A 24484-nucleotide genomic window follows, 5' to 3' on the forward strand; every position below is an offset into this window, starting at 1 on the left:
CCAGGTGAAGGCGTCCGACCTGGGTCGAGACGTCGCTTGGGCGGAAGTTTCGCGGGGACCGGTTCCGTGGCCATGGCATTCGGCCGGAAAGTATCGCGTGATCATTTTTCGGGTGAGCGCCCCGGACCGCTGTCAAGGTAGGTGCTCAGGTATTTCGAAGAGTTATCGAACGATGGTTACCGGCTGGCAATTTATGGTCGATCCCGGCGCCGGTGCGACACTGGCCACGGCTGCGGGAGACATGCCGGTGTCCGGCAACATGGCGCCGATTCCTCCCGGCCCAGTCAACGGGTGGCAGGAAACCCGCTCCACGGGTTGCAGGAAGAGGTGCCGAGATGACCATGCCGACGACGAGTTCCAGCCACACCCGTAGACCTCGGAGAAACCCGGTCCTGGTCACCGCCACACCGGACATGGCGGCGGTGGTCGATACCCTCACCCAGGCGTTCGGCCCTGACCCGATCCTGAACTGGGCCTTCCCGCCGACCGTCGCACACCGCGAACGGTTGATGGCCGCCTTCTTCCGGATCACCACCGAACTACTGCTCGAACACGGCGGGCAGGTGGGGGTCGCACCCGAGTACGCCGCGGTCGCCGTGTGGTCGCCGCCCGGCGAGCCGGCATTGGGTGAGCGGGAACAGGCGCGGTACTTCCGGCGTCTGGCCGAGGCCTGCGGCGAGTGTGGCGAACGGGCTGTCGCGCTGATGCGGGCCCTCGACGACCAGCACCCGCCGGGCCTGCCGGCCCACTATCACGTGATGTTCGCCGCCGCGCGTCCCGAACCGGCGGCTGTGGGGCGGGCCGTCCTGCTCATACGTGCCCTGCTGAAGCTGGAGGACCTGCGGGGTTTTGGCCTGTACGCGGAGGCGTCGAGCCAGCAGAACCGCGACCTGTGGTTGGAGATGGGGCTGCGCCGGGTCGGCAACGAGATCGTGCTGCCGGCCGGCGGACCATCCCTCTACCCCGTCTGGCGCGAACCGGATCCGCCCGCGGTGTGATCCCGCGGACGCGGGACACGCCCGACCGGACAGAGGAATGATGTCAGAACATCCTACGGACCCAGGAGTTCCCGAGATCGCCTTCGGGCCGGCGGACACGCCCTGGCGGAACTCCTTCGGTGGACTCGCGCTGATTTCGGGATCACCCGACGTGACGCCGCCCAGCAGCGATCCCCGCCAGGCCTACGTCAGTGTCCAGGGAACCCCCTACGGTCAGTTCCAACTGCCTGCCAGTGGACTCACCGAAGATCAGTATGCGGCGGCGGAGGATCTTTTCCGATCCTGGCTGGAGCAGCAGTGCAAGGCGTCGGTCGGCTTCCAGGTCAGCGGCGACCTGGATTACCAGGAACGTCTTGGGCCATACCTCGGTCTGACTCTCAACAATGTGGGGGATCCATACCAGACCGGCGCCTACACCCACAACTCGAAGATCCTCGAGCGTGCGGTGCTCGACTACTTCGCCTCCCTCTGGAACGCCAAGTGGCCGCACCGGAGGGACGACCCCGACTCCTACTGGGGATACTCCCTGACGATGGGTGCCAGCGAGGGGAACCTGTACGGCCTGTGGAATGCCCGGGAGTATCTCTCCGGGCACCTTATGCTGCATTCTGGACAGGATCCACGGCCATCCGGCGGTGGCCGGTACGCACCGGCTGGTGGTCCGGCCGGGCCGGGATCGAACAGCTTTCACCCGGTCATCTTCTACTCGCAGGACACGCACTACTCCTTGACCAAGGCGACCAGGATACTGGGTATCGACACCTTCCAGGACGTCGGCCGCCGCTGGTTCCCGGACGAGAACCCGTTGGATCCGGGCACCCCCTGGCCGGCGGAGGTGCCGTCGGTCGGTGGCGCCGACGGCGATGGCACGATCGACGTCGACCGGCTGGCGGTGCTTGTGGAGTTCTTCGCGTCCCGCGGGTTTCCCGTTCTGGTCAACCTGAACTACGGTTCGACCTTCAAGGGTTCCTACGACGATGTGGAGGCTGCATCGAGGACGGTTCACGAGATCTGCGCGAAACACGGCCTGGACGAACGCCCCGTCTATTTCGACCACCATGCCCGTGAAGACCAGGTCCAGCCCGGGAACTTCGATCTGCGCACCGGGTACTGGGTCCACGTGGACGGTGCGCTGGGCGCTGGCTATGTTCCCTATCTGGAGATGGCCCGCCGGGCCGGCCTGGTCGCGGCGGCGCCCCCGGTGTTCGACTTCCGCCTGTCGACGGTGCACTCCATCACCGCGAGCGGCCACAAGTGGATGGGGGCACCCTGGCCGTGCGGAGTCTTCATGACACGCACCGGGCTCCAGATGGTTCCGCCCCGGGAGTCCGAGTACATAGGATCGGCCGACACGACCCTCGCCGGATCACGCAACGGATTCTCGCCCCTGTTGATGTGGGATTATCTGGCTCGCCACTCCTACGACGAACAGGCCCGGTGGGCAGCCGAATGCGACCGGATGGCAGCGTACGCCGAGAGCTGCCTGCGAGCGCTCGAGAAGGAGCTGGGTCTCGATCTGTGGGTGGCGCGCAGCCCGTTCTCGCTCACCGTTCGCTTTCGCCGGCCCGCTGCCTGGCTCGTCCAGAAGTACTCGCTGTCGTACGAGACGATCCACGTGCGCGGGCGGCGGCGAACCTACGCGCACCTGTTCACGATGCGGCATGTGACACCCGATGTGGTTGACGGACTGGTCCGCGATCTCCGTCGGCCGGGAGCGTTTCCGGTTGGGGACCCCGTCGAGCAGGAACAGGTCGGGTGACGAGCTGGCGAGCTGTGATGCCCAGGACCCACCCGCCCTGACCCGCCTGCCCGCGATCTCCCTGGCTGACGAGGCCCGCCGCGTCACCGCGTGGGGCGACGCGCGAGCGGGCTCAGCTCTCGGTGACGGCCTCGGGGATGGGGGCGCCGGTGACGTCGTGCGCGGCGACGGCGGCCGGAACGGCCCCGCCCAGCGGGTGGGCTTGCCAGTCGACGAAGGTCCAGCCGGCTGCGGGGTCGCCGTCGAGGGTGACCATGCCCGTGTTCGCGAGCCACCGGTCCTCGACGGATCCCACGCCATGGGCCCGCAGGCCCGCCCAGGCCCGGATCGCGGCACCGTGACTGACGACCAGGACGGCGTCGGACTCGTCGTGCGCGGCTGCGATGCCGGCGAGGGCGGCGTCATAGCGGGCGACAAACGCGTGCCCGGAGTGCCCACCCGGCAACGCGCGGTCCAGATCGCCCTGCAGCCAGCTGCCGATCACGTCGATGTACGCCACGACGGAGGCCCGGTCGCTACGCAGCTCAAGATCACCCGCGGTGATCTCCTCGATGCCCTCCACCACGGTGACCCCCAGCCCACGGGCTTGGGCGAGGGGCGCCGCGGTGAGCTGGGTGCGGATCAGGATCGAGGCGTACAGCGCTGAAATCGGTTGCCCGTGCAGCGCGTCGGGCAGGGCCTGCGCCTGCGTGTGGCCGAAAGCCGTCAGCTCGGCTCCCGGCCGGCCGGTGTCGAGGGCACCGGCGACGTTGTGCGGGGTCTGTCCGTGGCGGAGCAACATGAGACGCATCGCCACGGATTCTAGTGTTGTGCCCGCCGTCGCGCGATTGCTGTGACGTGCCTCCGAGCGTGGGCGACACGGCGGACGGACCCCCGGTGGTCGGGCAGGTCCGGTGGTCGAGCAGGTCCGGTGGTCGAGCAGGTCCGGGGATCAGCGGGAATCGGCCGGGCCGCCGGAATCAGCCGGTGAGCAGGGCGGTCGCGGCGAAGCCGAGCACCGTCGCCGCGATGGTGAGGCGGATCGGCAGCTGGGCCCGTTCGACCAGCGCGGGTCGCCGCGAGATCGCGGACAGCGGCCCGGCGATCATCGCCAGCAGTGCACCCGCCCACACCAGCGCGGACAGGTCGGCCATGTCCGGGTTGAGCCCGACCACGACGATGGTGGCGATCAGCGCGGCGGCGAACAGGGCCTGGGGCAGCAGCAGCAGCGACATCCGCGGCAGCGCGGTCTTCGCGGTGGTGCCGGACTCGGGCCGTCCGGCGAGCACGACGCGCACGAACGCCAGCGCGTACAGCGGCGCGTTGAACAGGGTGCTCGCGATCGTGCGGTGCGCGCCGCGCAGACCGGCGTGGTAGGCGACGAGCAGCATCGAGCCGAGCAGGTACGGCAGCGCGTGCAGCATGTAGGCGGTCAGCGAGCTGCCGGCGGCGATCTGGATCCCGGCCACGGCGCTCAGCGGCGGACCGAGCAGGAACATCATCTGCGCACAGGCCACCAGGTAGCCGATGCCGGTGTGCAGGTAGTGCGCGCGCTGCCAGCCGCTGAGCCCCGGCTTGCGCAGTGGGCTGTCGAACAGCAGCAGGCGTAGCCCGTCCATCGCCCACCGGCTGCGCTGGCGGGCGTACTCGGCGGCGGTGGCCGGCGCGATGCCGACGGACACCGGCTGTGGATGGTAGACACTGCGCCAGCCGCGGGAATGCAGTTCGTAGGACGTGTGCAGGTCCTCGACGATGTTCCATTCGCTGAAACCGCCGGCGGACTCGAGTGCCGTACGCCGGTACAGGGTGCCGTTTCCGCAGGAACTCGCCGCGCCGTCGCGGTCCTTCGCCGGCTGCACCGCCCGGTACAGCATGGGCTCGGCATTGTTGAGCACGTCGTACCGGCCGACGTCGAAACGCTGCTCGGTGCAGACGAACCCGACCGTCGGGACCCGCAGATAGCCCAGGACCCGCTCGGCCAGGTCGGGAACGGCGATGTGGTCGGCGTCCAGCGTCATGATCGCCTCGGCGTCGGTGCGGGCCAGGGCGTGGTTCAGGTTCGCGGCCTTGCCCCTGGTCCCGTCCGTGCGGGTGAAGCAGGTCAGGCCGAGCCGGGCGGCCAGCTCGTCGATCTCACGCCAGTTGTTCCGGCGGGCGATTCGACCGTCGTTGAGGACGTAGGTGCGATGCGGGTAGTCGATGGCGACGGCCGCCCGCAGCGTCGCCTCGACGATCTCCACCGGCTCGCCGCAGACGGTGACGAACACGTCCAGGGTGCCCACGGGCGCCGGCGCACGGCGGACCCGACCCGGCCGGATCCGCGCGGTCATCACCGCCGTCCACACGACCGCGAAATAGCTGGCGACCTCCGCCGCGTAGAACAGGCCTCCGGCCACCCCGGTGCCACCCAACCCACCGGCCCGCCAGACCAGGTACACCGCCCCGATCAGGACGACGACCATGGCCAGCGCTGGTCCGGCAAGGGTGCGCAACCGGCCGACGGGTACCCCTTCCCAGGCGTCCTCGTCGGTCAGCGGCGCCATCTCCGTCAGCGGCGCCGGCCCGGTCTGGCGTGCCGAGGTGGACGGACCGGTGTGAACGGTGCCGGCCGTGGTCTCGATGACGGCGGCCTGGGTGGGAATCGTGGGCCGGTGGGACGTCATGGGGGTCAGGGGTCTCGTGGTGCTGGCGGGTGGTGCTGGTGGCGGAAGCCGGGCCGGGGCCCGCTGTGCCGTCAGTGTGGTGACCTCATGGACGTCCGCACTGTCTCCACCCTCGGGTCCGGCAGGATTCACGGGGGATCTCCTCTCGATTTCCGGTGGCATCCTCCCATCTGGCCTTTTGCTCGAATACACCGCCCACCGAAGGTCCGGTCAACGTTGAATAATTTAGAAATTCCCCGGGGGTGTCGCACGCGTGGTGCGTAACTTCCCAGTTCGGACGAGTTTTCTGGGTTTGATCCGCCCTTCCGTGAAAGGGGACCCCCGTGCGTGTCGGAAGGGGGCCACCGTTGCGAGGGAAACGTGCTGTCGGCCGGCGGTGCCGAGCCACGGCGCCGTCGAGGATGCCCTGAGTGGTGTCGAGCAGCTGCGCGCCACTCCTGTCCTCCGCGCAATGTAGCCATCCTGATACTGGGTGTGCGTATTGTGGCTCGATCGTTGCGAGGCCCGGGGTCACCCGCCACAGCGTGGTCGCTCAGCCCGGCTGTCACCGTGCCCAGCGACCGCGCTCCGCACCCTGACCATGGCAGCCTCTGAACCACGAGAATACTGCCTGGTCGGCCGGGCGAAGAGGATCGAGATCCGGATCCGCCGGCATTCTCCCCGCAGAGAAGTGGGTGGCCGGTTTGCTGGAGGTTGGAATCGGCCCGGCTACGTGGTCTGTGTCGGGACGGCTCCCGGCCCCGCGGGCCACAGTCATGCGGCCTTGGACAGCGCCGCAGAAAAACGAGGTGCGCCGAGGCGTTCTCGGCTGGACCATGAGGCGTGGCCTGGTTCATGACGGATAACCCTGATGACTATCTTGCGGCGGCGGGCGGTTTTCTGACGTCGCGGCTGGCGGAGAACACCGTGCTGGTGACGGTCGTCGAGACGCTGCGGGCGCGAGGCCTGGCGGCGTTCGGGGATGCTGCTCCGCTGTTCGGCTGGTGGGCTGTCGGCCGATGGTCTCGTGGCGAGTGCTTTTGTACACACCCCGCCCTACGGTCTCCTGCTGACGAAGGCTTCGGAGCAGGCCGTGGAGTCGCTGGTCGCGTCCTGGCCGTCCGGAAGGCCGCTGTCCGGGGTGAATGCCAGCGGTGATGTTGCCCGCGCGTTCGCGTCGGCGTGGCAGCGACGGACGGCTGCCGCGGCGCATCTTCGTCGTCGGGAGCGGTTGTACCGGCTCGGGAGCCTGGTGCCGCCGCGGCCCGGCCCCGCGGGTCGTCCCCGGGTGGCCGAGGCGGCCGACCGGGATCTGCTGGTGGCCTGGATCGCGGCCTTCCATCGGGATCTCGGTGATTCGGTCGGTGATGCGGCACGGCAGGTCGACAATCGGCTCGGCTACGGCGGCCTCACCGTGTGGGAGGTTGATGGCACGCCGGTCTCGGTAGCAGGTATTGCCCAGCCGGTGGGCGCGATGGTGCGTGTCGGGCCCGTTTACACGCCGCCGGCGTTGCGGCGCCATGGCTATGCCGGTGCGGTGACGGCAGCGGTGAGCCAGGCGGCCCTCGACGCGGGAGCGCGCGAGGTCCTGCTGTTCACCGATCTGGCGAACCCGACCAGCAACGGTGTGTATCAACGGCTCGGCTTCGTGCCGGTCGAAGAGCGCGCCGTGGTGCTGTTCACGCCGGTGGCCGGGTCAGGAACCTGACGACCAGAGGCGATCATTCGACGCCAGACGGTCGCTGTGGGCCGTCGAGATCTGTCCATGGGAGATATGGTCTGTCGGTGGTTATGGCGGAGCCGGGGGTCGGTTTCGGCCCGCGGGCCACGGCACGGGTGTACTGGCGGCTGTTGCGGGCGGGTTTTCGCCGGCAGTCGGCCTATCGGGCGGCGATGCTGGGTGGGCTGGCGGCCAACACGGCGTTCGGGCTGCTCAAGGTGGCGGTGCTGTTCGCCACGGTCCGGGCGGCCGGCGGTGAGGTGGCCGGCTACGACGTCGGGCAGATGAACGCCTACATCTGGATTTCCCAGGGGTTGCTCGGCGCGCTCAACCTCAACGGGCGCAGCGAGATGGCCACCCGGGTGAAGGACGGGTCTGTCGTGGTCGACTTCCTGCGTCCGCTCGATGTGCAGGCGGCCGAGATCACGATCGAGGTCGGGCGTGCACTGTTCGCGCTGATCTCGCGCGCCATTCCGATGCTTGCTATCGGGGCTGCCATCGGAATGGCGCTGCCGGCCTCGGCGGCGGCATTCCCGCTCGGCGCGCTCAGCATCGTGCTGGGAATCGTGCTTTCGGTGGCGAGTGCCTACCTGGTCGGGGTCGCCGGGTTCTGGCTGGTGGAGACGCGCGGCATCCAGATCTGCTACATGGTGATGTCAGGTTTCCTGGCCGGCATGTTCGTTCCGGTCGCGCTGTTTCCGCCGTTTCTGCGAATCCTGGCGCAGGCGACACCGTTCCCGGCCATGATGATGTACCCGGTGGACGTGCTCGGCGGGCACACCGACGTCGCTGGCATGTGCGGCCGGCTGGCGGCCCAGGTCGCCTGGCTGGCCGGCATCGCGGCGCTGGGTCAGGTCCTCACCCGCGCCGGCCGGCGCCATCTGGAGGTGCAGGGTGGCTGAGGTGCAGGGTGGTTGAGGTGCGGGGTGGTTGAGGTGCGGGGTGGTTGAGGTACCGGCCGGGAAGGACATCTGGCGGTGGGGCGGTGAAGCCCATCTGCCGGTGCGGGGCGATCTGCGGGCGCGGCTGCGGCCCTATCGGGTGGTGCTGGCATCCCGGGCCCGGTCGCAGACCGCCTATCGGGCGAACTTCGCCCTGGACCTGGTGAGTTCGCTGCTCGCCGCGGTGGTCGAGCTGGCGGAGATCTGGGTGCTGTTTCACGCGGTGACCCGGCTCGGTGGGCTGGAATTCCAGCAGATGCTGCTGGTCTTCGGGCTGGCCGATCTGGCCTTCAGCCTCGCCGACCTGACCTTCGGGCATTGCGACGAACTGTCCGACTATCTGCGCGCCGGCACCCTGGACGTGTTCTACCTACGGCCGCAGCCACTGTTGCTGCAGCTGGTCACCTGTGACATCTCACTGCGTCGGCTGGCCCGCGCATCCGTCGGCGTCGGCGCGCTCGGGGCCGGCCTGGCCGTCAACGACATTGCCTGGGGCGCGTCGAGCGTCGCCCTGGTGGTGGTCGCCCTCGTCAGCGGGGTCGCGATGTTCGCCGCGCTGTTCGTCTGGGCGGCGGGGGCCCAGTTCTTTCTGATTGACGGTGCGGAGATGACCAATGCGGTGACGTATGGCGGCCGTTACGCCGCCACCCAGCCGGCGTCGGTGTGGTCACGGCCGGTCAGGGCGGTGTTCGGGTTTGCCGTTCCCATGGCGTTCACCGGATTCCTGCCGACCCTGCGGCTACTCGGTCTGCCGGGGCCGGCCTGGTTTCCGACCTGGCTGGGCTGGTGCGGCCCGCTGGCCGCGCTGTGGGTGTGGGGAATGGCACTGTTGTCCTGGCGCTGGGGCGTCCGGCACTACCGCAGCGGGGGCGGATGAGCACGATCATCGAAACCGTCGGTCTGACCAGGCGGTTCACAGTCCGAGAGGGGCTTCGGCGCCGGGTGCTGACCGCCGTCGACGAGCTGAGCGTCCGGATCGAGCCGGGGGAGGCGGTGGGCTACATCGGCGCGAACGGCGCCGGCAAGTCCACCACCATCAAAATGCTCACCGGCATCCTCGTCCCGACCAGCGGAACGGTGACGACCTGCGGACTGCGACCGGTCGCCGACCGCCGCCGGATCGCCCGGCAGGTCGGGGTGGTGTTCGGCCAGCGTTCGCAGCTGTGGTGGGATCTGCCGCTGCGGGAGTCGTTCCGGATCCTGGCCGCGATCCACGCCCTGCCCGGTGACGTCGAACGGGCCCGTACCGCCGAGCTGGTCGAACGCCTCGACATGGCCGAGTTTCTGACCGTCCCCGTCCGCCAGCTGTCGCTGGGCCAGCGGATGCGGGCCGAGATCGCCGCCGCGCTGCTGCACGCGCCCCGACTGATCATCCTGGACGAACCCACGATCGGCCTGGACGTGCTGTCCAAACAGCGGCTGCGCGAGTTCCTCGTCGAACAGCGCCGCTCCCACGGCACGACGCTGCTGCTGACCACCCACGACATGGGCGACGTCGAGCGGCTGTGCGATCGGGTGCTGGTCATCGACCACGGCCGGCTCGTCTACGATGGCGACCTGGCCGGGCTCGCCCGCGCGTCCGGCGCCGAACGGGTGCTGGCCGTGGTCCTGGCCGAACCCACACCGGATCTGACGGACATCCCCGGCGCACGTCACCTCGCCAGCGAGATCCGCGGACTGCGGCAACGCCTGGCGTTCGACGCGCAGGCCAGTACCGCCGCCCAGGTGTTCGCCGCGGTCGCGCAGCGCGCCGAGGTCCTCGACTTCACCGTCGAGGAACCTGACATCGAGGATGTCGTCCGCCGCATCTACGCCCGCGGTCCGCAGTACCACCTGTAGACCGCAATACCACCTGTAGACGAACGGCCTGGGTTCTCCCGGCAACCCGCTGCCTGGTCTGCTGGTCTGCTGGTCAGCAAAATTGTCGGGATCCCGACCGAAAGTCGCCGTACCAGGCCTTGTCTCGATGTTATGAGGCAATATGTCCTGCATGTACATGACGAGAGGATCCGCCCTTCTCGCTGCCTTCCTTGCGGTCGTGATTCTTCCTTTGGCGTCCTGCGCATCGGGGAGCGACGGTGAGTCGCCTGCTCCGCCGCAGGGAAACCGGGGCTCGTCCGTGGTGGCGAACGAGGCGGCACCGGCGCAGTCGTCCACGGTGCTTGCGACCGTGCATGGCACCGGGCCGGAACGATCCGGAGTAGCCATTGCCGTGACGTCCCTGCGGCGGGATTCGTCGACCACGGTGACGTTGGCCGTCACCATCACGAACGGCGGGTCGGAACCGATGTCCTACTCCGTTCTGGCTGGTAGCGGCCTGAAATACAGCTCCATGACCGCCTCCGGAGTGACGCTCATCGATCCGGTCGCGAAGCTTCGTTACTATCCGTTGCGGGATACGGACAATAACTGTGTCTGCACCCCCTTTCCCTTCACTGAGGACCTGTCGCCCGGCGCCCGCACCGATGCCATCGTGACCTTTCCCGCGCCCCCGAAGAACGTGTCCAGCCTGACCGTCAACTGGGATGGTTTCACCCTGGCCGGCGGGGTCCCGCTGTCATGAGCCGTCAGGGGGTTGCTCCGGTGGGGCGGCTCACGATTGGCCTGGTGATGGTCCTGATGGTCGCTCCCATGGTGGGCTTCTCGCCTCCACCGGCAGCCGCGCAGGTGCCGGTGGAGGTACCGGCCCTGCCGCTGCCGGCAATCGGAACACCTGCCGTGCCCACAATTGTGCCGCTGGTTTCCGACATTCTGGCGACGAAGGCCGATGTTCTGCCGCTGGTTTTCGAGGTCGAGGCGCTGGACGGATCCGAGTCGAGTCGGAAGGTCGGCAACGAGACCACGGTCACGCTGGCCTCCGACGTGTTGTTCGAGTTCGGCAGCGCCACCCTGACCTCGGGCGCCCGCGCCCGCCTGGACTCGCTGGTCGAGGCGGCGGCGGGTGCATCCGGAACGGTCGAGGTAGTCGGTCACACCGACGATGTCGGCAGCGACACGGTGAATGTTCCGCTGTCGCGCCAACGGGCCGAGGCGGTGGCCACGGCGTTGCGTCCGCGGCTGCCGGGTCTGGGGTTCTCGGTCGAGGGACGGGGTTCGGCCGAACCGGTGGCAGCGAACACGACCGACGGCCAGGACAATCCGGCGGGCCGGGCCCGCAACCGCCGCGTCGAGATTACTTTTCGGACGTGATGTGACCGGTAGTCGTCCTGCCCTGACTGTGGTCGGCCAGAAACTGGCCGGAAGAGTTTTTCCCGGCGCGACATCGCGGTTCCGGGATCGGGCCGAAAATCCAGTCGGTTCCGTATGTACCCAGCGCTGTCACGGCCACCCGGGGCCGGCGGGTATCCCGGTCAGTGCGCGGGTATGGAACGCAGGGCGAGTAGCGCGATGTCGTCTTCTCCGGTGCGCGGCGCCATTCTGGCCAGGGCACCGTCGCAGAGGCCGGCGAGATCCTCGGCGGCGAGGTCGGCCAGAACCGCCCGGAGGTCGTCGAGTCCTTCGTCGAGCGAGACGCCGCGACGTTCGACGAGGCCGTCGGTGTAGAGCAGCAGGGTGGTGCCAGGGGGCAGGGGTGCCGTGTGGTCGCGCCGGTCGGCGAGGGTGTCGAAGCCGAGCAGCCGGTCGATCCGGGCCGTTTCGAGGATTTCGGTGGAGCCGTCGGCGTGCACGAGAATCGGTGGCAGATGCCCGGCGTTGCACCAGTGCAGAGCGCGTACCTGCGTGCTGCTGTCGGCGTCGGCGTCGGCGGGGGCGGCACCGACGCGGGCAAGGACGATGGTGGCGAGGGCGTCCACGCCCAGACCCACCGCGGTGTGTTCGAGCGCGCTGAGCACGGCGGCGAGGGGACCGGGCCGGTCCTGATGGTCCTGCCTGTTCGGCTCCCTGGCCGGCGGCCTGCAGGCCGGGACGGCCTCGGTGGGGGTGGGGATGTGGTTGGCGGCGGGGGTGAGGTCGGCGGTGTAGGCCAGGGTGCGCAGCAGGCCGCGCAACTGCGCCATCTTCGCGGCCGCGGTGCTGTCGTGCCCGGTGACATCGCCGATGACGAGGACGGTCGAGCCGTCGGCGTGTTCGAAGGCGTCGTACCAGTCGCCGCCGATCTGGGCGGCGTCCTGGGCGGACTGGTAGCGCACCTCGATCTGCAGGCCGGCGGGGGTGGGCGGCGGGGTCATCAGGACGCCCTGCAGGGCCTCCGCGAGTTGGCGTACCTCCCGGGCGGTGCGCCGTTCCTGCTGGACCGAGCGGATCCGGTGCAGCGCCTGCGCGCACTGGGCCGCGAAGCCGGCGAGCAGGTCCAGTTCACTCTCGGTGGGTTCGTGTTCCTCCACCCAGGCCGCGGCGAGGCTGCCCAGGATCTCGCCCCGCACGGTCAGCGGCAGGACGGCCCAGCCCAGCCGGGCGGTGTCGGCGTAGACGGTGGCCATCACCGGGTCGAAGGCCAGGCCGGCGGCCTGGGTGGGCAACAGTAGCCGCCGGCCCGTCCGGGCGGTCCAGCAGACGGGCAGCGGACTGTCATACGGGGCGAGGCTGTAGGTGCGCTGGGCACGTTCACCGAGGGCGGCGTTGAGGGTGATCCGCCAGGTGCCGTTGTGGTCGGGTGACGTGACAGCACCGCCGTCGGCGCCGAGGGTGGCCAGCCCCCGCACCACCACGACGGCCTCGAGGGCTTCGACGGTGTCCACGGTGGTCAGGGCGAGCGCGACCTCGGCCAGGCTGGCGGCCTGGCGCGCCGCGACGTCGCGGGCCGCGGAGATGTCGAGCAGCGACCGGGTGATGGACCGTTCCCGTTCGATCGCCTCGTGGCGTTGCGTCACGTCCAGGAAGTAGGCCGCGACACCACCGGCGGTACTGGTGTCCCCGATGACGTGGATGTCGAGCCATCGGTTCAGCGGCTCGGGGTAGAAGATCTCGATGTTCTCCGGCGCTCGGCGGGCCGCGACGCGTCGGTAGACGGTCTCGAACTCGGTGCCGACCACCAAGGGGAAGATGTCCCACAGCGATCTGCCCAGCAGCTCGGCGCGGGACCGACCGCACAGGCGCTCACCCGCGGGGTTGACGCCGCTGCAACGCCAGTCGGCGTCCCACGCGATGAACCCCACCGGCATGGAGTCCAGCAGCTGCTCGGCCCGAAGCTCCGCCGGCGTCGCCCCCCGCTCAGAGCCCGACGTCACCGCACCCATCCTGACTTCCGCGGCCCATGATCGCCTGATCGTCGGACATCTGCCCGGAAGATACCGGACATCTGCCCGACCGGAGCTGCTCGCCGTGGAGCCGGTCAGGCCGGCTCAGGGCCGTGGTAGCCGGACCAGACCCAGGTAGAAGTCGTCGATGGTGTGGACGGTGTCGAGGAAGTCGTCTAGATCGGTGGGTTTGCACACGTAGGCGTTCGCGTGCAGCTCGTAGCTGCCGGCGATGTCGTCGGGCGCGTTCGAGGTGGTGAGGATGACCACCGGGATGGTGCGCAGCTCCAGATCGGCCTTGATGGCGGCGAGCGTCTCGCGGCCATCCATCCGCGGCATGTTGAGGTCGAGCAGGATCAGGTCCGGCCGCGGCCGGGACGGATCGTGCAGGTGTTCCAGCGCCTGGACGCCATCGCCGACGGTGTGCAGGTGCTGGCCGAGCCCCCGGGAGGAAAACGCCTCTTCGATGAGCAGGGCATCACCGGGATCGTCCTCGGCGAGCAGGATGTCGTAGGGGCGGCTTGGTGCGGCAGCGGTCATCGGTTCCCGGTCTCCATCGCCCCACACTCGTCGTGCGGTGGTTGGTGCCCCGTCATCATGACATGACCCGGACGTCCAGTGCGATGATCTTGTTGGGTGCCCGACGGGCGGGCCCCAGGTGCGACGGACCGGTGGAAGGCGGGCGAAGTGGCGTCGCAACCGACAGTCCTCGGCGAGGTCGATCCGACGGGGCCCGGGACCGCCCGCAACCAGGCAGAACCGGGCGAGGACGGGCGGCGCCGGCCGTCCGGCTGGACCACCGCCCGGTGGCTGTCGGCCGGGGTGGGCAGCACGCTGACAGTGCTGGTCGCGCTGGGGGTGCTCGGCACCTGGCTGCTGGCCCACGCGACCTCGGTCAACCAGCGGTTGATCGACCGCAGCACCCCCGCGCTGCTCGCCGCGGTCCGCCTCGACGCGGCTCTGGTGGGCCAGGAGAGCGGGGTGCGCGGCTTCGGGATGACCGGTCAGGCCGAGTTCCTCCAGCCGTACCGCCAGGGGCTCGCGGATCAGGACCGGCTGGTGGGCGACCTGCGCCGGCTGCTGACCGTCGACGGCACCCCCACCGGCCCCCTGGACGCCCTGCTTGGACGGGCCAGCACCTGGCATCGGGTGTACGCGGACCGGGTCGTCGCCGCACCGCCGGGCGCCCCCGTGGCGTTCGCCACCGCGCAGGCCACCGTCGGCAAGGCGGCGTTCGACGGTCTGCGCGCGGCGAGTATCACCCTGCAGGATCGGCTGGGCACCGCCCGCGCCCAGGCCCGCACGGATCTGATCCACGTCCGGCGGCTGCGGAACTGGACCTTCGGCGCGATCGCCGCCGTGATCCTCGTCGGCGCGGTGCTCGCCTTCGTCGGGCTGCGCCGCGGGGTGTCCACGCCGCTGGCCCGCCTCGCCAGCGACGCCGAGCGGGTCGCCGCCGGCAGCTTCGAGCATCCGATCCGCATCGGCGGCCCCGCGGACATCCAGACCGTGGCCCGCGCCGTGGATCTGATGCGCAGCCGGCTCGCCACCGCCCTCGCCGCCTCCGAACAGGCCCGGTCGGAGCTCGACCGCCAGGCCGAGGAACTGCGTCGGTCCAACACCGACCTGGAGCAGTTCGCCTACGTCGCGTCCCACGACCTGCAGGAACCCCTGCGCAAGGTGACGAGTTTCTGCCAGTTGCTGCAGCGGCGCTACGCCGGCCAGCTCGACGAGCGCGGCGACCAGTACATGACGTTCATCGTCGACGGCGCGGCCCGGATGCAGAAACTCATCCAGGACCTGCTCGCGTTCTCCCGCGCGGGCCGGGCGGACCGCCCCGCCGAGACCGTCGACCTCGAACAGCTCCACGGCCGGGTGGTCGAAGGCCTGGACCTCGTCATCCAGGAAAGCGGCGCGCAGGTGTCCCATGACCCGCTCCCGACCGTCACCGGGCACCCCGCACACCTGGAGATGCTGCTGACCAACCTGCTTGGCAACGCCATCAAGTTCCGCCACCCCGAGCGCGCCCCGCTCATCCACGTCGGTGCCGCACGCGACGGCGACCACTGGCGGATCAGCGTGACCGACAACGGCATCGGCATCGAGGCGCAGTACAGCGAGCGCATCTTCGTCATCTTCCAGCGACTGCACAGCCGGGAGGAGTACGCGGGAACCGGCATCGGCCTCGCCCTCTGCAAGAAGATCATCGAGTACCACGGTGGGACGATCCACCTCGACACCGAGCTCGCCGTGGGTACCCGCGTGGTGTTCACCCTGCCGGCCTGACGGCCCGCCGGCAGCGCCGCCGGTTGGGCTGCGCGTCGGCCTGGTCGCCGCGGCCTGGTCGCCGCGGCCAGGTCGCCGCGGCCAGGTCACGGGTGAGTCGACTGGCCCTCGACGAGGGCGGCGAGTCTGGCGAGGGCCATGCGGGTGCCGCTCTCGTTGTCGGCGGCGGGGATGGCGTCCGGAATGCCGTCGTGCGCGAGGTGGACGACGGTGACCTGACCATCGGTGTCGGCGTCACTCAGCGTGGTGGTGATGGTCATCGTGGTGTGCAGGGCCGGGTCGTCGGTCTCGAACGCGAGCTCCTCGACGACCTGCTCGTCCGGGACGAGGTGCAGGAAGCGGCCACGGTAGGTGTCCGTGCGGGCGCCCGACTTGCCGACCGGCCCGCCCGCCGGTCCCGGGGCGGATCCGGCGGGGCTCGAGGGCTGGTCACCCGAGGGCTGGTCGTAGGTGAGGGAGATCCGGAAGGCGCCGCCCGGGCGGGCGTCGAAGAGGTGGACGTACGCGCTCATCCCGTCCGGTACGCGCCAGCGGGCGATCGCGGCCGGATCGGTCAACGCCCGGTACACCGCCGTCCGTGGTGCCCGTATCCGCCAGCTCATCCGGGTCGCATACACGCCGCCGACCATAGGCGGGAAGGGCAGGTCGCCGCGGGATGTCCGGATACAGTGACGCTCCCGTGGGGTTCCTCGACGCAGGGGCGGCGTGGCGCAGCGATGGAGGCGGCGGGATGAGGACATATGGCGACATTGCGGCGTTGACCGCAGCGGGACGCCGCCGGCTGCTGGCCCGGCTGCAGGCTGTGGTGCCGGGTGTGACGGACGTCTCCGCCGAGTATGTCCATCTCGTCGACCTGGCCGATCCGGCCGGTGTGGCTGAGATGGCTGAGCCCGGCGGACTGAGCGGGCTGGACGAGACGCGGCTGCGCGGGCTGCTCACCTATGGGGAGAGGTTCGGCGGTGACCGGTCGGCGACCGTACTGACCCTGGTGGTGCTGCCGCGGCCGGGGACGATCTCGCCGTGGTCGTCGAAGGCGTCGGACATCGCCGCGTCGGCCGGGCTCACCGCCGTGCGGCGGATCGAACGCGCCACCGTCTACCACCTGCCCGGCGCCGCGGCATCTGATCTGGGTGCGCTCGCGCCGCTGCTGCACGATCGGATGACCGAGGTGGTCGAGACGTCGCTGGACGCCGCTGGTGCCCTGTTCGCCGCGGGGCAGCCGCACTCGCACACCGATATCGACCTGCTCGGCCAGGGGGACTCGGCGCTCACCGAGGCCAACGCGGACCTTGGCCTGGCCCTCGGCGGGGGGGACATCGCGTATCTGGCCGAGCGGTACCGCGAGCTCGGCCGCAACCCGACCGACGTCGAGCTGATGATGTTCGCGCAGGTCAACAGCGAGCACTGTCGGCACAAGGTGTTCAACGCCGACTGGGTGATCGACGGGGAGGCCCGGCGCAAAAGCCTGTTCGCGATGATCCGCAACACGCATGCGCGCTCCGGCGAGAACGTGCTCTCGGCGTACTCGGACAACGCGGCCGTGCTGCGCGGCGAACCCGCGTCCTGGTTCTACCCGGACCCGCACACCCACGCCTACCGTCGCCACGACGGCCCCGCGCACATCCTCGTCAAGGTCGAGACGCACAACCATCCGACCGCGATCGCGCCCGGCCCCGGCGCCGCGACCGGTGTCGGCGGGGAGATCCGCGACGAGGGTGCGACCGGCCGCGGCGGCGTCCCGAAACTGGGCCTGGCCGGCTACACCGTCTCCCACCTGCGCATCCCCGGCGACGACTGTGCCTGGGAGGGCGAGGAGGGCCGTCCAGAGCGGATCTCGTCCCCGCTGGAGATCATGACGGATGCGCCGCTGGGCGCCGCCGGCTACAACAACGAGTTCGGCCGGCCGAACCTCGTCGGCTACCTCCGCACCTTCGAGGCGCCGGACGGTCGAGGCCAGCGGTGGGGCTACCACAAGCCGATCATGATCGCGGGTGGGATCGGCAACGTCCGCGACGCCCTGGTGGGCAAGGGGCGGTTGGCGGCGGGTGACCTGGTCATCGTGCTGGGCGGGCCGGCGATGCTGATCGGGCTCGGCGGAGGGGCCGCGTCCAGCATGCAGACCGGCGCGGGGGACGCCGAGCTCGACTTCGCCTCGGTGCAGCGCGGCAACGCCGAGATGCAGCGCCGGGCACAGGAGGTCATCAACGCCTGCTGGGCGTTGGACGAGGCCAACCCGATCGTGTCCATCCATGACGTCGGTGCCGGCGGCTGGTCGAACGCGCTGCCCGAGCTGGTGCACGACGCGGGCCGCGGCGCCGTGTTCGAGCTGCGCGACCTGCCGAACGCCGACTCCGGGATGACCCCGCTGCAGATCTGGTGCAACGAGGCGCAGGAACGCTACGTGCTCGGCATCACCGCCGCCGACCTGGACACCTTCACCGCGTTGTGCGCGCGGGAACGCTGCCTGTTCGCCGTGGTCGGCACGGTGACCGACGAGCGGCGTCTCGTCGTGCGCGACCGGCTGTTCGAGACGGCACCGGTGGACGTGCCGATGTCGCTGCTGTTCGGCGAGGCGTCCCGGCAGACCCGCACCGCACGCTCGGTCACCGTCGAGACGGCGCCGTTCGACGAGTCCGGGATCGTGCTGGCCGAGGCCGTGCAGCGGGTGCTGCGGGTGCCCGCGGTCGGCAGCAAGAAGTTTCTCATCACCATCGGTGACCGCACCGTGGGCGGCCACACCGTGCGCGACCAGCTCGTCGGGCCGTGGCAGGTGCCGGTCAGCGACGTCGCCGTCACCGCGTCGGCGTACGGGAGCCGCACCGGCGAGGCGCTGGCGATGGGAGAGCGCACGCCGCTGGCCACCGTGAACGCCCCGGCCGCGGCCCGGATGGCCGTCGGTGAGGCCCTCACCAACCTGGCCGGCGCCGCCGTCGCCGACCTGCGCCAGGTGGCCCTCTCAGCGAACTGGATGGCCGCCGTCGGCGTGGACGAGCAGCAGGCCCCGCTCTACGACGCGGTCGAGGCGCTGGGCGAACGGTTCTGCCCGGAGCTCGGCATCCCGATCCCGGTCGGCAAGGACTCCACCAGCATGCGCACCGTCTGGACGGACGACGCCGGCGACCACGCCGTCACCTCCCCGGTGTCGCTGATCGTCACCGCCGGGGCGCCGGTGGCGGACGTCTCCCGGGTGCTCACCCCCCAGCTCGCCCGCGACGAGGACAGCCGCCTGATCCTCGTGGACCTCTCCGGCGACGGTGACGGTGTCGGCGCTGGTCACGGTGTCGGCGCAGGTGGCCGCGCCCGGGGACGGCTCGGTGGTTCGGCGCTGGCCCTGGCGTACGGGCGGCACGTACCCGCGGACGTCCCCGACGCCGACGCCGAGGTGCTGCGGTCGTTCTTCGCCGCCTCCCGGCCCCTGGTCGCCGACCGTGACGTGCTTGCCTATCACGACCGGTCCGACGGCGGCCTGCTCGCGACGCTGGTCGAGCTGGCCTTCGCCGGTCGGGTCGGCCTCGACGTCGACCTCGCCGGACTGCCCGGTGGCACGCTGCTGGCCCGGCTGTTCGCCGAGGAACTCGGCGCCGTCCTCCAGGTGGCCGGCCCCGCCGTCGACCGGGTGGTCGCGGTCCTGTCCACCGCGCTGGGCGCGGACCGGATCCACGTGCTCGGCCGGCCCACCCTCGCCCAGCAGATCGTGCTGCGCGACGGCGACACGGTCGTCTACACGAACGGCCGGGCGGAGCTCGAACGGGTCTGGGCGACGACCAGCTACCTCGTCCAGCGGCTGCGGGACAACCCCGACACCGCGGATGCCGAGTTCGACGCGATCCTCGACGACGCCGACCCCGGCATCACCGAACGGATCACGTTCACCCTGCTGCCGTCCGCCGCCCGCACCCGGCCGAAGGCCGCGATCCTGCGGGACGAGGGCGTCAACGGCCACGTCGAGATGGCGGCGGCGTTCGACGCGGCCGGGTTCGACGCGGTCGACGTCCACATGACCGACCTGCTCACCGGCACCGCCACTCTCGACGACTTCCATGTGCTGGCGGCCTGCGGCGGCTTCTCCTACGGTGACGTGCTCGGCGCCGGCCTCGGCTGGGCGAAGTCGATCCTCGCCCACCCCGACCTCGCCGCCGCCTTCCGCACCTTCTTCCACCGCCCGGACACGCTCACCCTCGGTGTCTGCAACGGCTGCCAGATGGTCGCGGGCCTGCGCACCCTCATCCCCGGCGCCACCGGCTGGCCGACCCTGTTGGAGAACACCTCCGAACGGTTCGAGGCCCGGGTGTCCAGCCTGCTCATCGAGGACTCACCGGCGGTGCTGTTCGCCGGGATGGCCGGTTCGGTGCTGGCCGTGCCGATCGCCCACGGCGAGGGACGGATGGACTTCGGCCCCGCCGGCACCCCCGGTGCGGTGACCGCCCGTTACGTCGACAATCACGGCAAGCCGACCCAGGACTACCCGGCCAACCCCAACGGCAGCCCCGCCGCCGTCGCCGCCGTGACCTCCGACGACGGCCGCGTCACCCTGATCATGCCCCACCCCGAGCGCGCCTTCCTCACCCAGCAACGTTCCTGGCTGCCTGTCCGCACCGGCACCGCAACCACCGGGGACGAACCCGGCCCCGACACCGGCGGTGAGACGTACGGCCCGTGGCTGCGCATCTTCCAGAACGCCCGCGCCTGGCTCGACGAGCGCTGACCCTCCGCCCGGACGGGGCCGCGAAAAAATCCTGGAATTCCTTGGCGACGGGTGTCGAGAACGGGGGGCCGGCTCCGTCCCTGGGGCATGAGTGGCCGCGACGGGCCACCGGACAGCCGAGGAGAACCGAGATGAAGTACCTGCTGCTCAAGCACTACCGTGGCGGCCCGACCCGGGTTGTCGACTTCCCGCCGCTGGACCAGTGGGCGCCGCAGGAGGTGGACGCGCACATCCGGTTCATGCAGGAGTTCGCCGGTCGGCTGGAGAAGTCGGGGGAGTTCGTCGACGGTCAGGCGCTCTCGCCGGAGGGTGCGTTCGTGCGGTTCGACGGCGAGGGCCGGCCGCCGGTGACCGACGGCCCGTTCGCGGAGACGAAGGACCTGATCGCCGGCTGGATGATCATTGACGTGGAGTCGTGGGAGCGGGCCGTGGAGCTGGCCGGCGAGCTGTCGGCCGCGCCCGGCCCGGGGGGTGCGCCGATCTACGAGTGGCTGGAGGTGCGGCCGTTCCTGACCGCGCCGCCCACCGTCACGGAGTGAGTGACGCGGGTTGACGGGCGGGGCGGGGTGGGCCCGGCCGGGCCGCCGGTGGGCCGGGCCGGGCGGGCGACCGGGTCAGGTCTGCGCCGGTGGTGCGGCGATCGGGGTGTTCTGGGCGGCGGCCAGCCACCACTGGCCGTCCCGCTCGACCAGGGTGTAGAGCGCCAGCTCGGAGAACCCGCTGCCGTCGTTCGCCTGCCGCCGGATGTGGGCGATGGCCATCCCGGGCGCCGGGGCACGCACCGCGACGACCTCGAACGTCGACGGCGGCGCGGTTCGGACGGCCATCAGACGCCGATGGATCGCGTTCAGCTCGTCGAAGCCGGCCAGGGCCGCGCCGTACGGACTGCCCCACAGCACATCGGCGGCGAACGACCTGTCATAGGCGTCGGCGTCGGAGGCGTCGAGGGCCTGCTGCAGCTCGGCGGTGAAGCGCGCCACCGCCGCCTCGGCCGCGGCATGCGCCGCCGGGTCATCATCGAGCGCCGGGCGTGTCCTGGTCTGCGTCATGGCTTCGCCTTCTCCTGCGGCGTCGGGTCGCCGGCCTTGTTTCGGCTCTGCTCCCGTGGCCGTGTCGACGGGTGGGGGTTCCGATGCTGACGCTAGAAGCTCAACCCGACCTGAGGTCAAGGGCACGACGGGGTCGGCGCACCGTAGACGAAAGTCGCTGGCTGGATCCGCGGGGTGGTTGGCAGAATGCTGGTGTGCTGCTGACCGTGTCGACGACCGTACGGCCCGCTACTGACCTGGGGTTTTTGCTACACAAGCATCCCGAACGGGCGCAGCAGTTCGCGACTGCGGCCGGCACTGCGCACGTGTTCTATCCGGAGGCCACCGAGGAGCGCACGACCGCGGCCCTGCTGCTCGACATCGATCCGGTCGGCCTCGTCCGCGGTCGAGGCGGCGGGCCCGCGGGTCGTCCCGGCGGAAACGGAACCAGGAGTGGGAGATCGGCGGCGGACGCGCAGGCGCGCTACGTCGACGACCGGCCGTATGCGGCGTCGAGCCTGCTCGCGGTGGCCCTGGCGGCGGTGTTCTCCACGGCGATGGCGGGCATCTGCAAGTCCCGGCCGGAGCTGGCCGCCACCGCCATCCCTCTGGAGATCCGCATTCCCGCCGTGCCGTGCCGGGGCGGTGGGGCGGCGCTCGCCGAGCGGCTGTTCGCCCCGCTCGGCTGGGCCGTCGAGGCGCGCCCGGCGCCGCTGGACCCCCAGTTTCCCGAGTGGGGCACGGCGCCGCACCACGACCTCACCCTGACCGGCACCCAGCGCCTCGCCGACGCACTCACCCACGTCTACGTGCTGCTGCCCGTCCTCGACGACGGCAAGCACTACTACGTCGGACAGGCCGAGGCCGACAAGCTCGTCCGGGAGGGCGCGCGCTGGCTCGGAGAGCATCCCGAACGCCACCTCATCGCCCGTCGGTATCTGGCCCACCGCCGCGGTCTCGCCGGCCTCGCCCTCGCGCAGCTGGCCGCGGCCGACGACGTTCCGGACGAGAGCATCGCCACCGGCTTCGAGCCGGGCCTCGTCGCCGCCGAACAGGAACCCGATCCCGCTGGTACTGATGCCGCCGGTGCCGGTGCCGGTGCCGGTGCCGGTGCCGGTGCGGAGCCGGCAGTCGGGCCCGAAGCCTTGCCCGCAGCCGACGTGGAGACGTCGCCGAAACGGGTGCCGCTGGCGCAACAGCGGCGGCAGGTGATCCTTGACGTGCTGCGGGCGGCAGGAGCGGGTCGCGTCGCGGACCTCGGCTGCGGCGACGGGAAGCTGGTAGCAGCTCTCCTTGCCGACGCGGCGTTCACCGAGGTGGTCGCCGTCGACGTGTCGCACCGGGCGCTTGAGCTCGTCGCTCGACGGCTGCACCTGGACCGGATGCCCGAGCGGGTGCGGGACCGGCTGCGCCTGGTCGCCTCATCGCTGACCTACCGGGACGCGCGCCTGGCCGACCTGGACGCGGTGGTGCTCAGCGAGGTCGTCGAGCACGTCGATCCGCCGCGGCTGCCGGCGCTGGCCGAGGCCGTGTTCGGCGCGGCCCGTCCGCGGCTGGTCGTGATCACCACACCGAACGTCGAGTTCAACGTCCGTTATGAGGGTCTGGCCCCCGGGACGCTGCGCCACCGCGACCACCGCTTCGAGTGGACTCGCGACGAGTTCGCCGCCTGGATTGGCGGCCTTACCGACAGCTACCCGTACACGGCCCGTCTCGGCGGCGTCGGTGAACCCGATCCGGACCTCGGCGCACCTACTCAGCTCGCCATCTTCGAACGGACGGGATGACATGATCGGCACACTGGCGATTCCCGAGATGTGCCTGGTGGTGCTCGTGGGGGTGTCGGGGTCGGGGAAGTCGACGTTCGCTCGCGCCCACTTCCGGCCGACGCAGGTCCTGAGTTCGGATGTCTGCCGTGGCCTCGTCGCCGACGACGAGAACGACCAGGGCGCCACCCCGGACGCCTTCGACGTGCTGCACTACATCGCGGGTAAACGGCTCGCCGCCGGGCGGCTCACCGTCGTCGACGCGACGAACGTCCAGGCGAAGGCCCGGGCGTCACTCGTCCAGCTGGCCCGCGAGTACGACGTGCTGCCCGTCGCGATCGTGCTGGACCTGCCCGAACGCGTCTGCGTGGCACGCAACGCCGACCGTCCGGACCGTGCCTTCGGGCCAGGTGTCATCCGCCGCCAGGCCGCCGACCTGCGCCGTTCGCTGCGCGGCCTGGCCCGCGAGGGCTTCCGCCGCGTCCACGTGCTGCGTTCGGTGGACGAGGTGGCGTCCGCGACCCTCGAGTACACGAAGCTGTTCACCGACCTGCGCCACGAGACCGGACCGTTCGACATCATCGGCGACGTCCACGGCTGCCGCGACGAGCTCGAGCAGCTGCTCACCGGCCTGGGCTACCAGCTGCGCCGCGACGAGGCCGCCGGTGGACGGGCGGTGTCGGCGTGGCACCCGGACGGGCGGCGGGTGGTGTTCGTCGGGGATCTCGTCGACCGGGGGCCGGACGTCCCCGGCGTGCTGCGCCTGGCAATGGGCATGGTCGCCGAGGGCACCGCGTTCGCCGTCTGCGGTAACCACGAGAACAAGCTCGTGCGCGCGCTCGCCGGACGGAAGGTGACGGTCAGCCACGGGCTGGCCGCGTCGCTGGAGCAGCTCGCCGCCGAACCCGCCGAGTTCCAGGCCCAGGCGACGGCGTTCTGCCAGGACCTGGTCTCCCACTACGTGTTCGACGCCGGACGGCTCGTCGTCGCGCACGCCGGGCTGAAGGAGGCCTACCACGGCCGGGCCTCGGCCCGGGTGCGCTCGTTCGCGCTCTACGGCGACACCACCGGCGAGACCGACGCGTACGGCCTGCCCGTGCGCCACCCGTGGGCGCGCGAGTACCGCGGCCGGGCGACCGTCGTCCACGGCCACACGCCGACACTCGAACCGGAATGGGTCAACAACACCCTGTGCGTCGACACCGGCTGCGTGTTCGGCGGCAGCCTGAGCGCCCTGCGCTACCCCGAACGCGAACTCGTCTCCGTCCCGGCGGCCCGCGTCTACGTCGAACCCGCCCGGCCCCTTACCGACGACCCGCCCGGCGGTGCGACCACGCCGACCTCGGACGTCGACCCGTCCGCACCGGCAGCCGGCGGCAGCCCGGCCGAGACGGCGGCGGGTGTCAGCCCGTCCGCGCCGGTGGACCCATCCTCGGCCGAGGCACTGCTGGCCGCCTTCCCGCCCCTTGCCGCCTTCCCGCCC

Annotated in this window: 19 protein-coding genes; 13 read left to right on the plus strand and 6 right to left on the minus strand. The window is 70.7% G+C overall.

The features are described 5' to 3' along the window. The first annotated feature begins 335 nt into the window (after nt 1-335). Both ND747_RS05170 and ND747_RS05175 read left to right on the plus strand, forming a co-directional pair. Nucleotides 336-998 carry a GNAT family N-acetyltransferase gene (locus tag ND747_RS05170; RefSeq protein WP_251732233.1) on the plus strand — a complete coding sequence of 221 codons (663 nt, stop codon included), beginning with the start codon at nt 336-338 and terminating at the stop codon, nt 996-998. Nucleotides 999-1149: 151 nt separating this feature from the next. Continuing rightward, nucleotides 1150-2757 carry a pyridoxal-dependent decarboxylase gene (locus ND747_RS05175; RefSeq protein WP_251732234.1) on the plus strand — a complete coding sequence of 536 codons (1608 nt, stop codon included), beginning with the start codon at nt 1150-1152 and terminating at the stop codon, nt 2755-2757. Between the two features lie 112 nt (nt 2758-2869). Here ND747_RS05175 and ND747_RS05180 read toward each other — a convergent pair whose 3' ends face one another. Together ND747_RS05180 and ND747_RS05185 are read right to left on the minus strand one after the other, a co-directional pair. Continuing rightward, nucleotides 2870-3547, minus strand: coding sequence for a histidine phosphatase family protein (locus ND747_RS05180; RefSeq protein WP_374216147.1), 678 nt, complete (start codon nt 3545-3547; stop codon nt 2870-2872). A 169-nt stretch (nt 3548-3716) separates the two neighbouring features. Beyond that, a complete protein-coding gene (locus ND747_RS05185) occupies nt 3717-5531 on the minus strand; it encodes a glycosyltransferase (protein WP_251732238.1) in 1815 nt (604 codons plus the stop codon). 1135 nt (nt 5532-6666) lie between these two features. Between ND747_RS05185 and ND747_RS29685 the strand changes: the two genes are divergently transcribed. The 6 genes from ND747_RS29685 to ND747_RS05215 all read left to right on the plus strand — a co-directional run bounded on the left by ND747_RS29685 (nt 6667) and on the right by ND747_RS05215 (nt 11228). After that, entirely contained in the window at nt 6667-7086 is a 420-nt protein-coding gene (locus ND747_RS29685) for a GNAT family N-acetyltransferase (protein ID WP_251732240.1), read from the plus strand. An 83-nt stretch (nt 7087-7169) separates the two neighbouring features. Next, nucleotides 7170-8000 carry an ABC-2 family transporter protein gene (locus ND747_RS05195; protein ID WP_251732242.1) on the plus strand — a complete coding sequence of 277 codons (831 nt, stop codon included), beginning with the start codon at nt 7170-7172 and terminating at the stop codon, nt 7998-8000. Between the two features lie 94 nt (nt 8001-8094). After that, the gene (locus ND747_RS05200; protein ID WP_251732268.1) at nt 8095-8916 is read left to right on the plus strand and encodes an ABC transporter permease; all 822 of its coding nucleotides are present in this window, start codon (nt 8095-8097) and stop codon (nt 8914-8916) included. Continuing rightward, complete coding sequence (locus tag ND747_RS05205) at nt 8913-9878, plus strand: ATP-binding cassette domain-containing protein (RefSeq protein ID WP_251732244.1); 966 nt, start codon at nt 8913-8915, stop codon at nt 9876-9878. Before ND747_RS05200 ends, ND747_RS05205 begins: the two co-directional genes overlap by 4 nt. A 280-nt stretch (nt 9879-10158) precedes the next feature. Further along, the gene (locus ND747_RS05210) at nt 10159-10602 is read left to right on the plus strand and encodes a hypothetical protein (RefSeq protein ID WP_251732245.1); all 444 of its coding nucleotides are present in this window, start codon (nt 10159-10161) and stop codon (nt 10600-10602) included. Then, a complete protein-coding gene (locus tag ND747_RS05215; RefSeq protein WP_251732247.1) occupies nt 10599-11228 on the plus strand; it encodes an OmpA family protein in 630 nt (209 codons plus the stop codon). The genes ND747_RS05210 and ND747_RS05215 overlap by 4 nt, the downstream gene beginning before the upstream one ends. Nucleotides 11229-11389: 161 nt before the next feature. Here ND747_RS05215 and ND747_RS05220 read toward each other — a convergent pair whose 3' ends face one another. Further along, nucleotides 11390-13207 carry a SpoIIE family protein phosphatase gene (locus ND747_RS05220; protein ID WP_251732248.1) on the minus strand — a complete coding sequence of 606 codons (1818 nt, stop codon included), beginning with the start codon at nt 13205-13207 and terminating at the stop codon, nt 11390-11392. Nucleotides 13208-13321: 114 nt separating this feature from the next. Continuing rightward, nucleotides 13322-13756, minus strand: coding sequence for a response regulator (locus ND747_RS05225; RefSeq protein ID WP_251732250.1), 435 nt, complete (start codon nt 13754-13756; stop codon nt 13322-13324). Nucleotides 13757-13903: 147 nt separating this feature from the next. Between ND747_RS05225 and ND747_RS05230 the strand changes: the two genes are divergently transcribed. Next, nucleotides 13904-15502, plus strand: a complete 1599-nt coding sequence (locus ND747_RS05230) for a sensor histidine kinase (RefSeq protein ID WP_251732252.1) — start codon at nt 13904-13906, stop codon at nt 15500-15502. Between the two features lie 86 nt (nt 15503-15588). On the opposite strand, the gene ND747_RS05235 is transcribed toward ND747_RS05230, so the two are convergent. Continuing rightward, nucleotides 15589-16119 (minus strand): SRPBCC domain-containing protein, encoded by a 531-nt coding sequence (locus ND747_RS05235; RefSeq protein WP_251732254.1) that lies wholly within the window; start codon nt 16117-16119, stop codon nt 15589-15591. Nucleotides 16120-16232: 113 nt separating this feature from the next. Between ND747_RS05235 and purL the strand changes: the two genes are divergently transcribed. Both purL and ND747_RS05245 read left to right on the plus strand, forming a co-directional pair. Continuing rightward, nucleotides 16233-20207: a phosphoribosylformylglycinamidine synthase gene (gene purL, locus ND747_RS05240; protein WP_251732256.1), complete on the plus strand. Its 3975-nt coding sequence runs from the start codon at nt 16233-16235 to the stop codon at nt 20205-20207. 131 nt (nt 20208-20338) lie between these two features. Next, nucleotides 20339-20746, plus strand: a complete 408-nt coding sequence (locus tag ND747_RS05245) for a YciI family protein (RefSeq protein ID WP_251732258.1) — start codon at nt 20339-20341, stop codon at nt 20744-20746. 75 nt (nt 20747-20821) lie between these two features. Here the strand turns inward: ND747_RS05245 and ND747_RS05250 are convergent, their stop codons facing one another. Beyond that, nucleotides 20822-21256 carry a nuclear transport factor 2 family protein gene (locus ND747_RS05250; protein ID WP_251732260.1) on the minus strand — a complete coding sequence of 145 codons (435 nt, stop codon included), beginning with the start codon at nt 21254-21256 and terminating at the stop codon, nt 20822-20824. Between the two features lie 194 nt (nt 21257-21450). On the opposite strand from ND747_RS05250, the gene ND747_RS05255 reads away from it, so the two are divergent. Both ND747_RS05255 and ND747_RS05260 read left to right on the plus strand, forming a co-directional pair. Continuing rightward, nucleotides 21451-23022: a 3' terminal RNA ribose 2'-O-methyltransferase Hen1 gene (locus ND747_RS05255; RefSeq protein WP_251732262.1), complete on the plus strand. Its 1572-nt coding sequence runs from the start codon at nt 21451-21453 to the stop codon at nt 23020-23022. A 1-nt stretch (nt 23023) separates the two neighbouring features. Beyond that, a partial coding sequence (locus ND747_RS05260) for an AAA family ATPase (protein WP_251732264.1) occupies nt 23024-24484 on the plus strand: 1461 nt, incomplete at its 3' end.

The sequence above is a fragment of the Frankia sp. R82 genome (genome assembly GCF_023716925.1).
Lineage (GTDB): Bacteria > Actinomycetota > Actinomycetes > Frankiales > Frankiaceae > Frankia.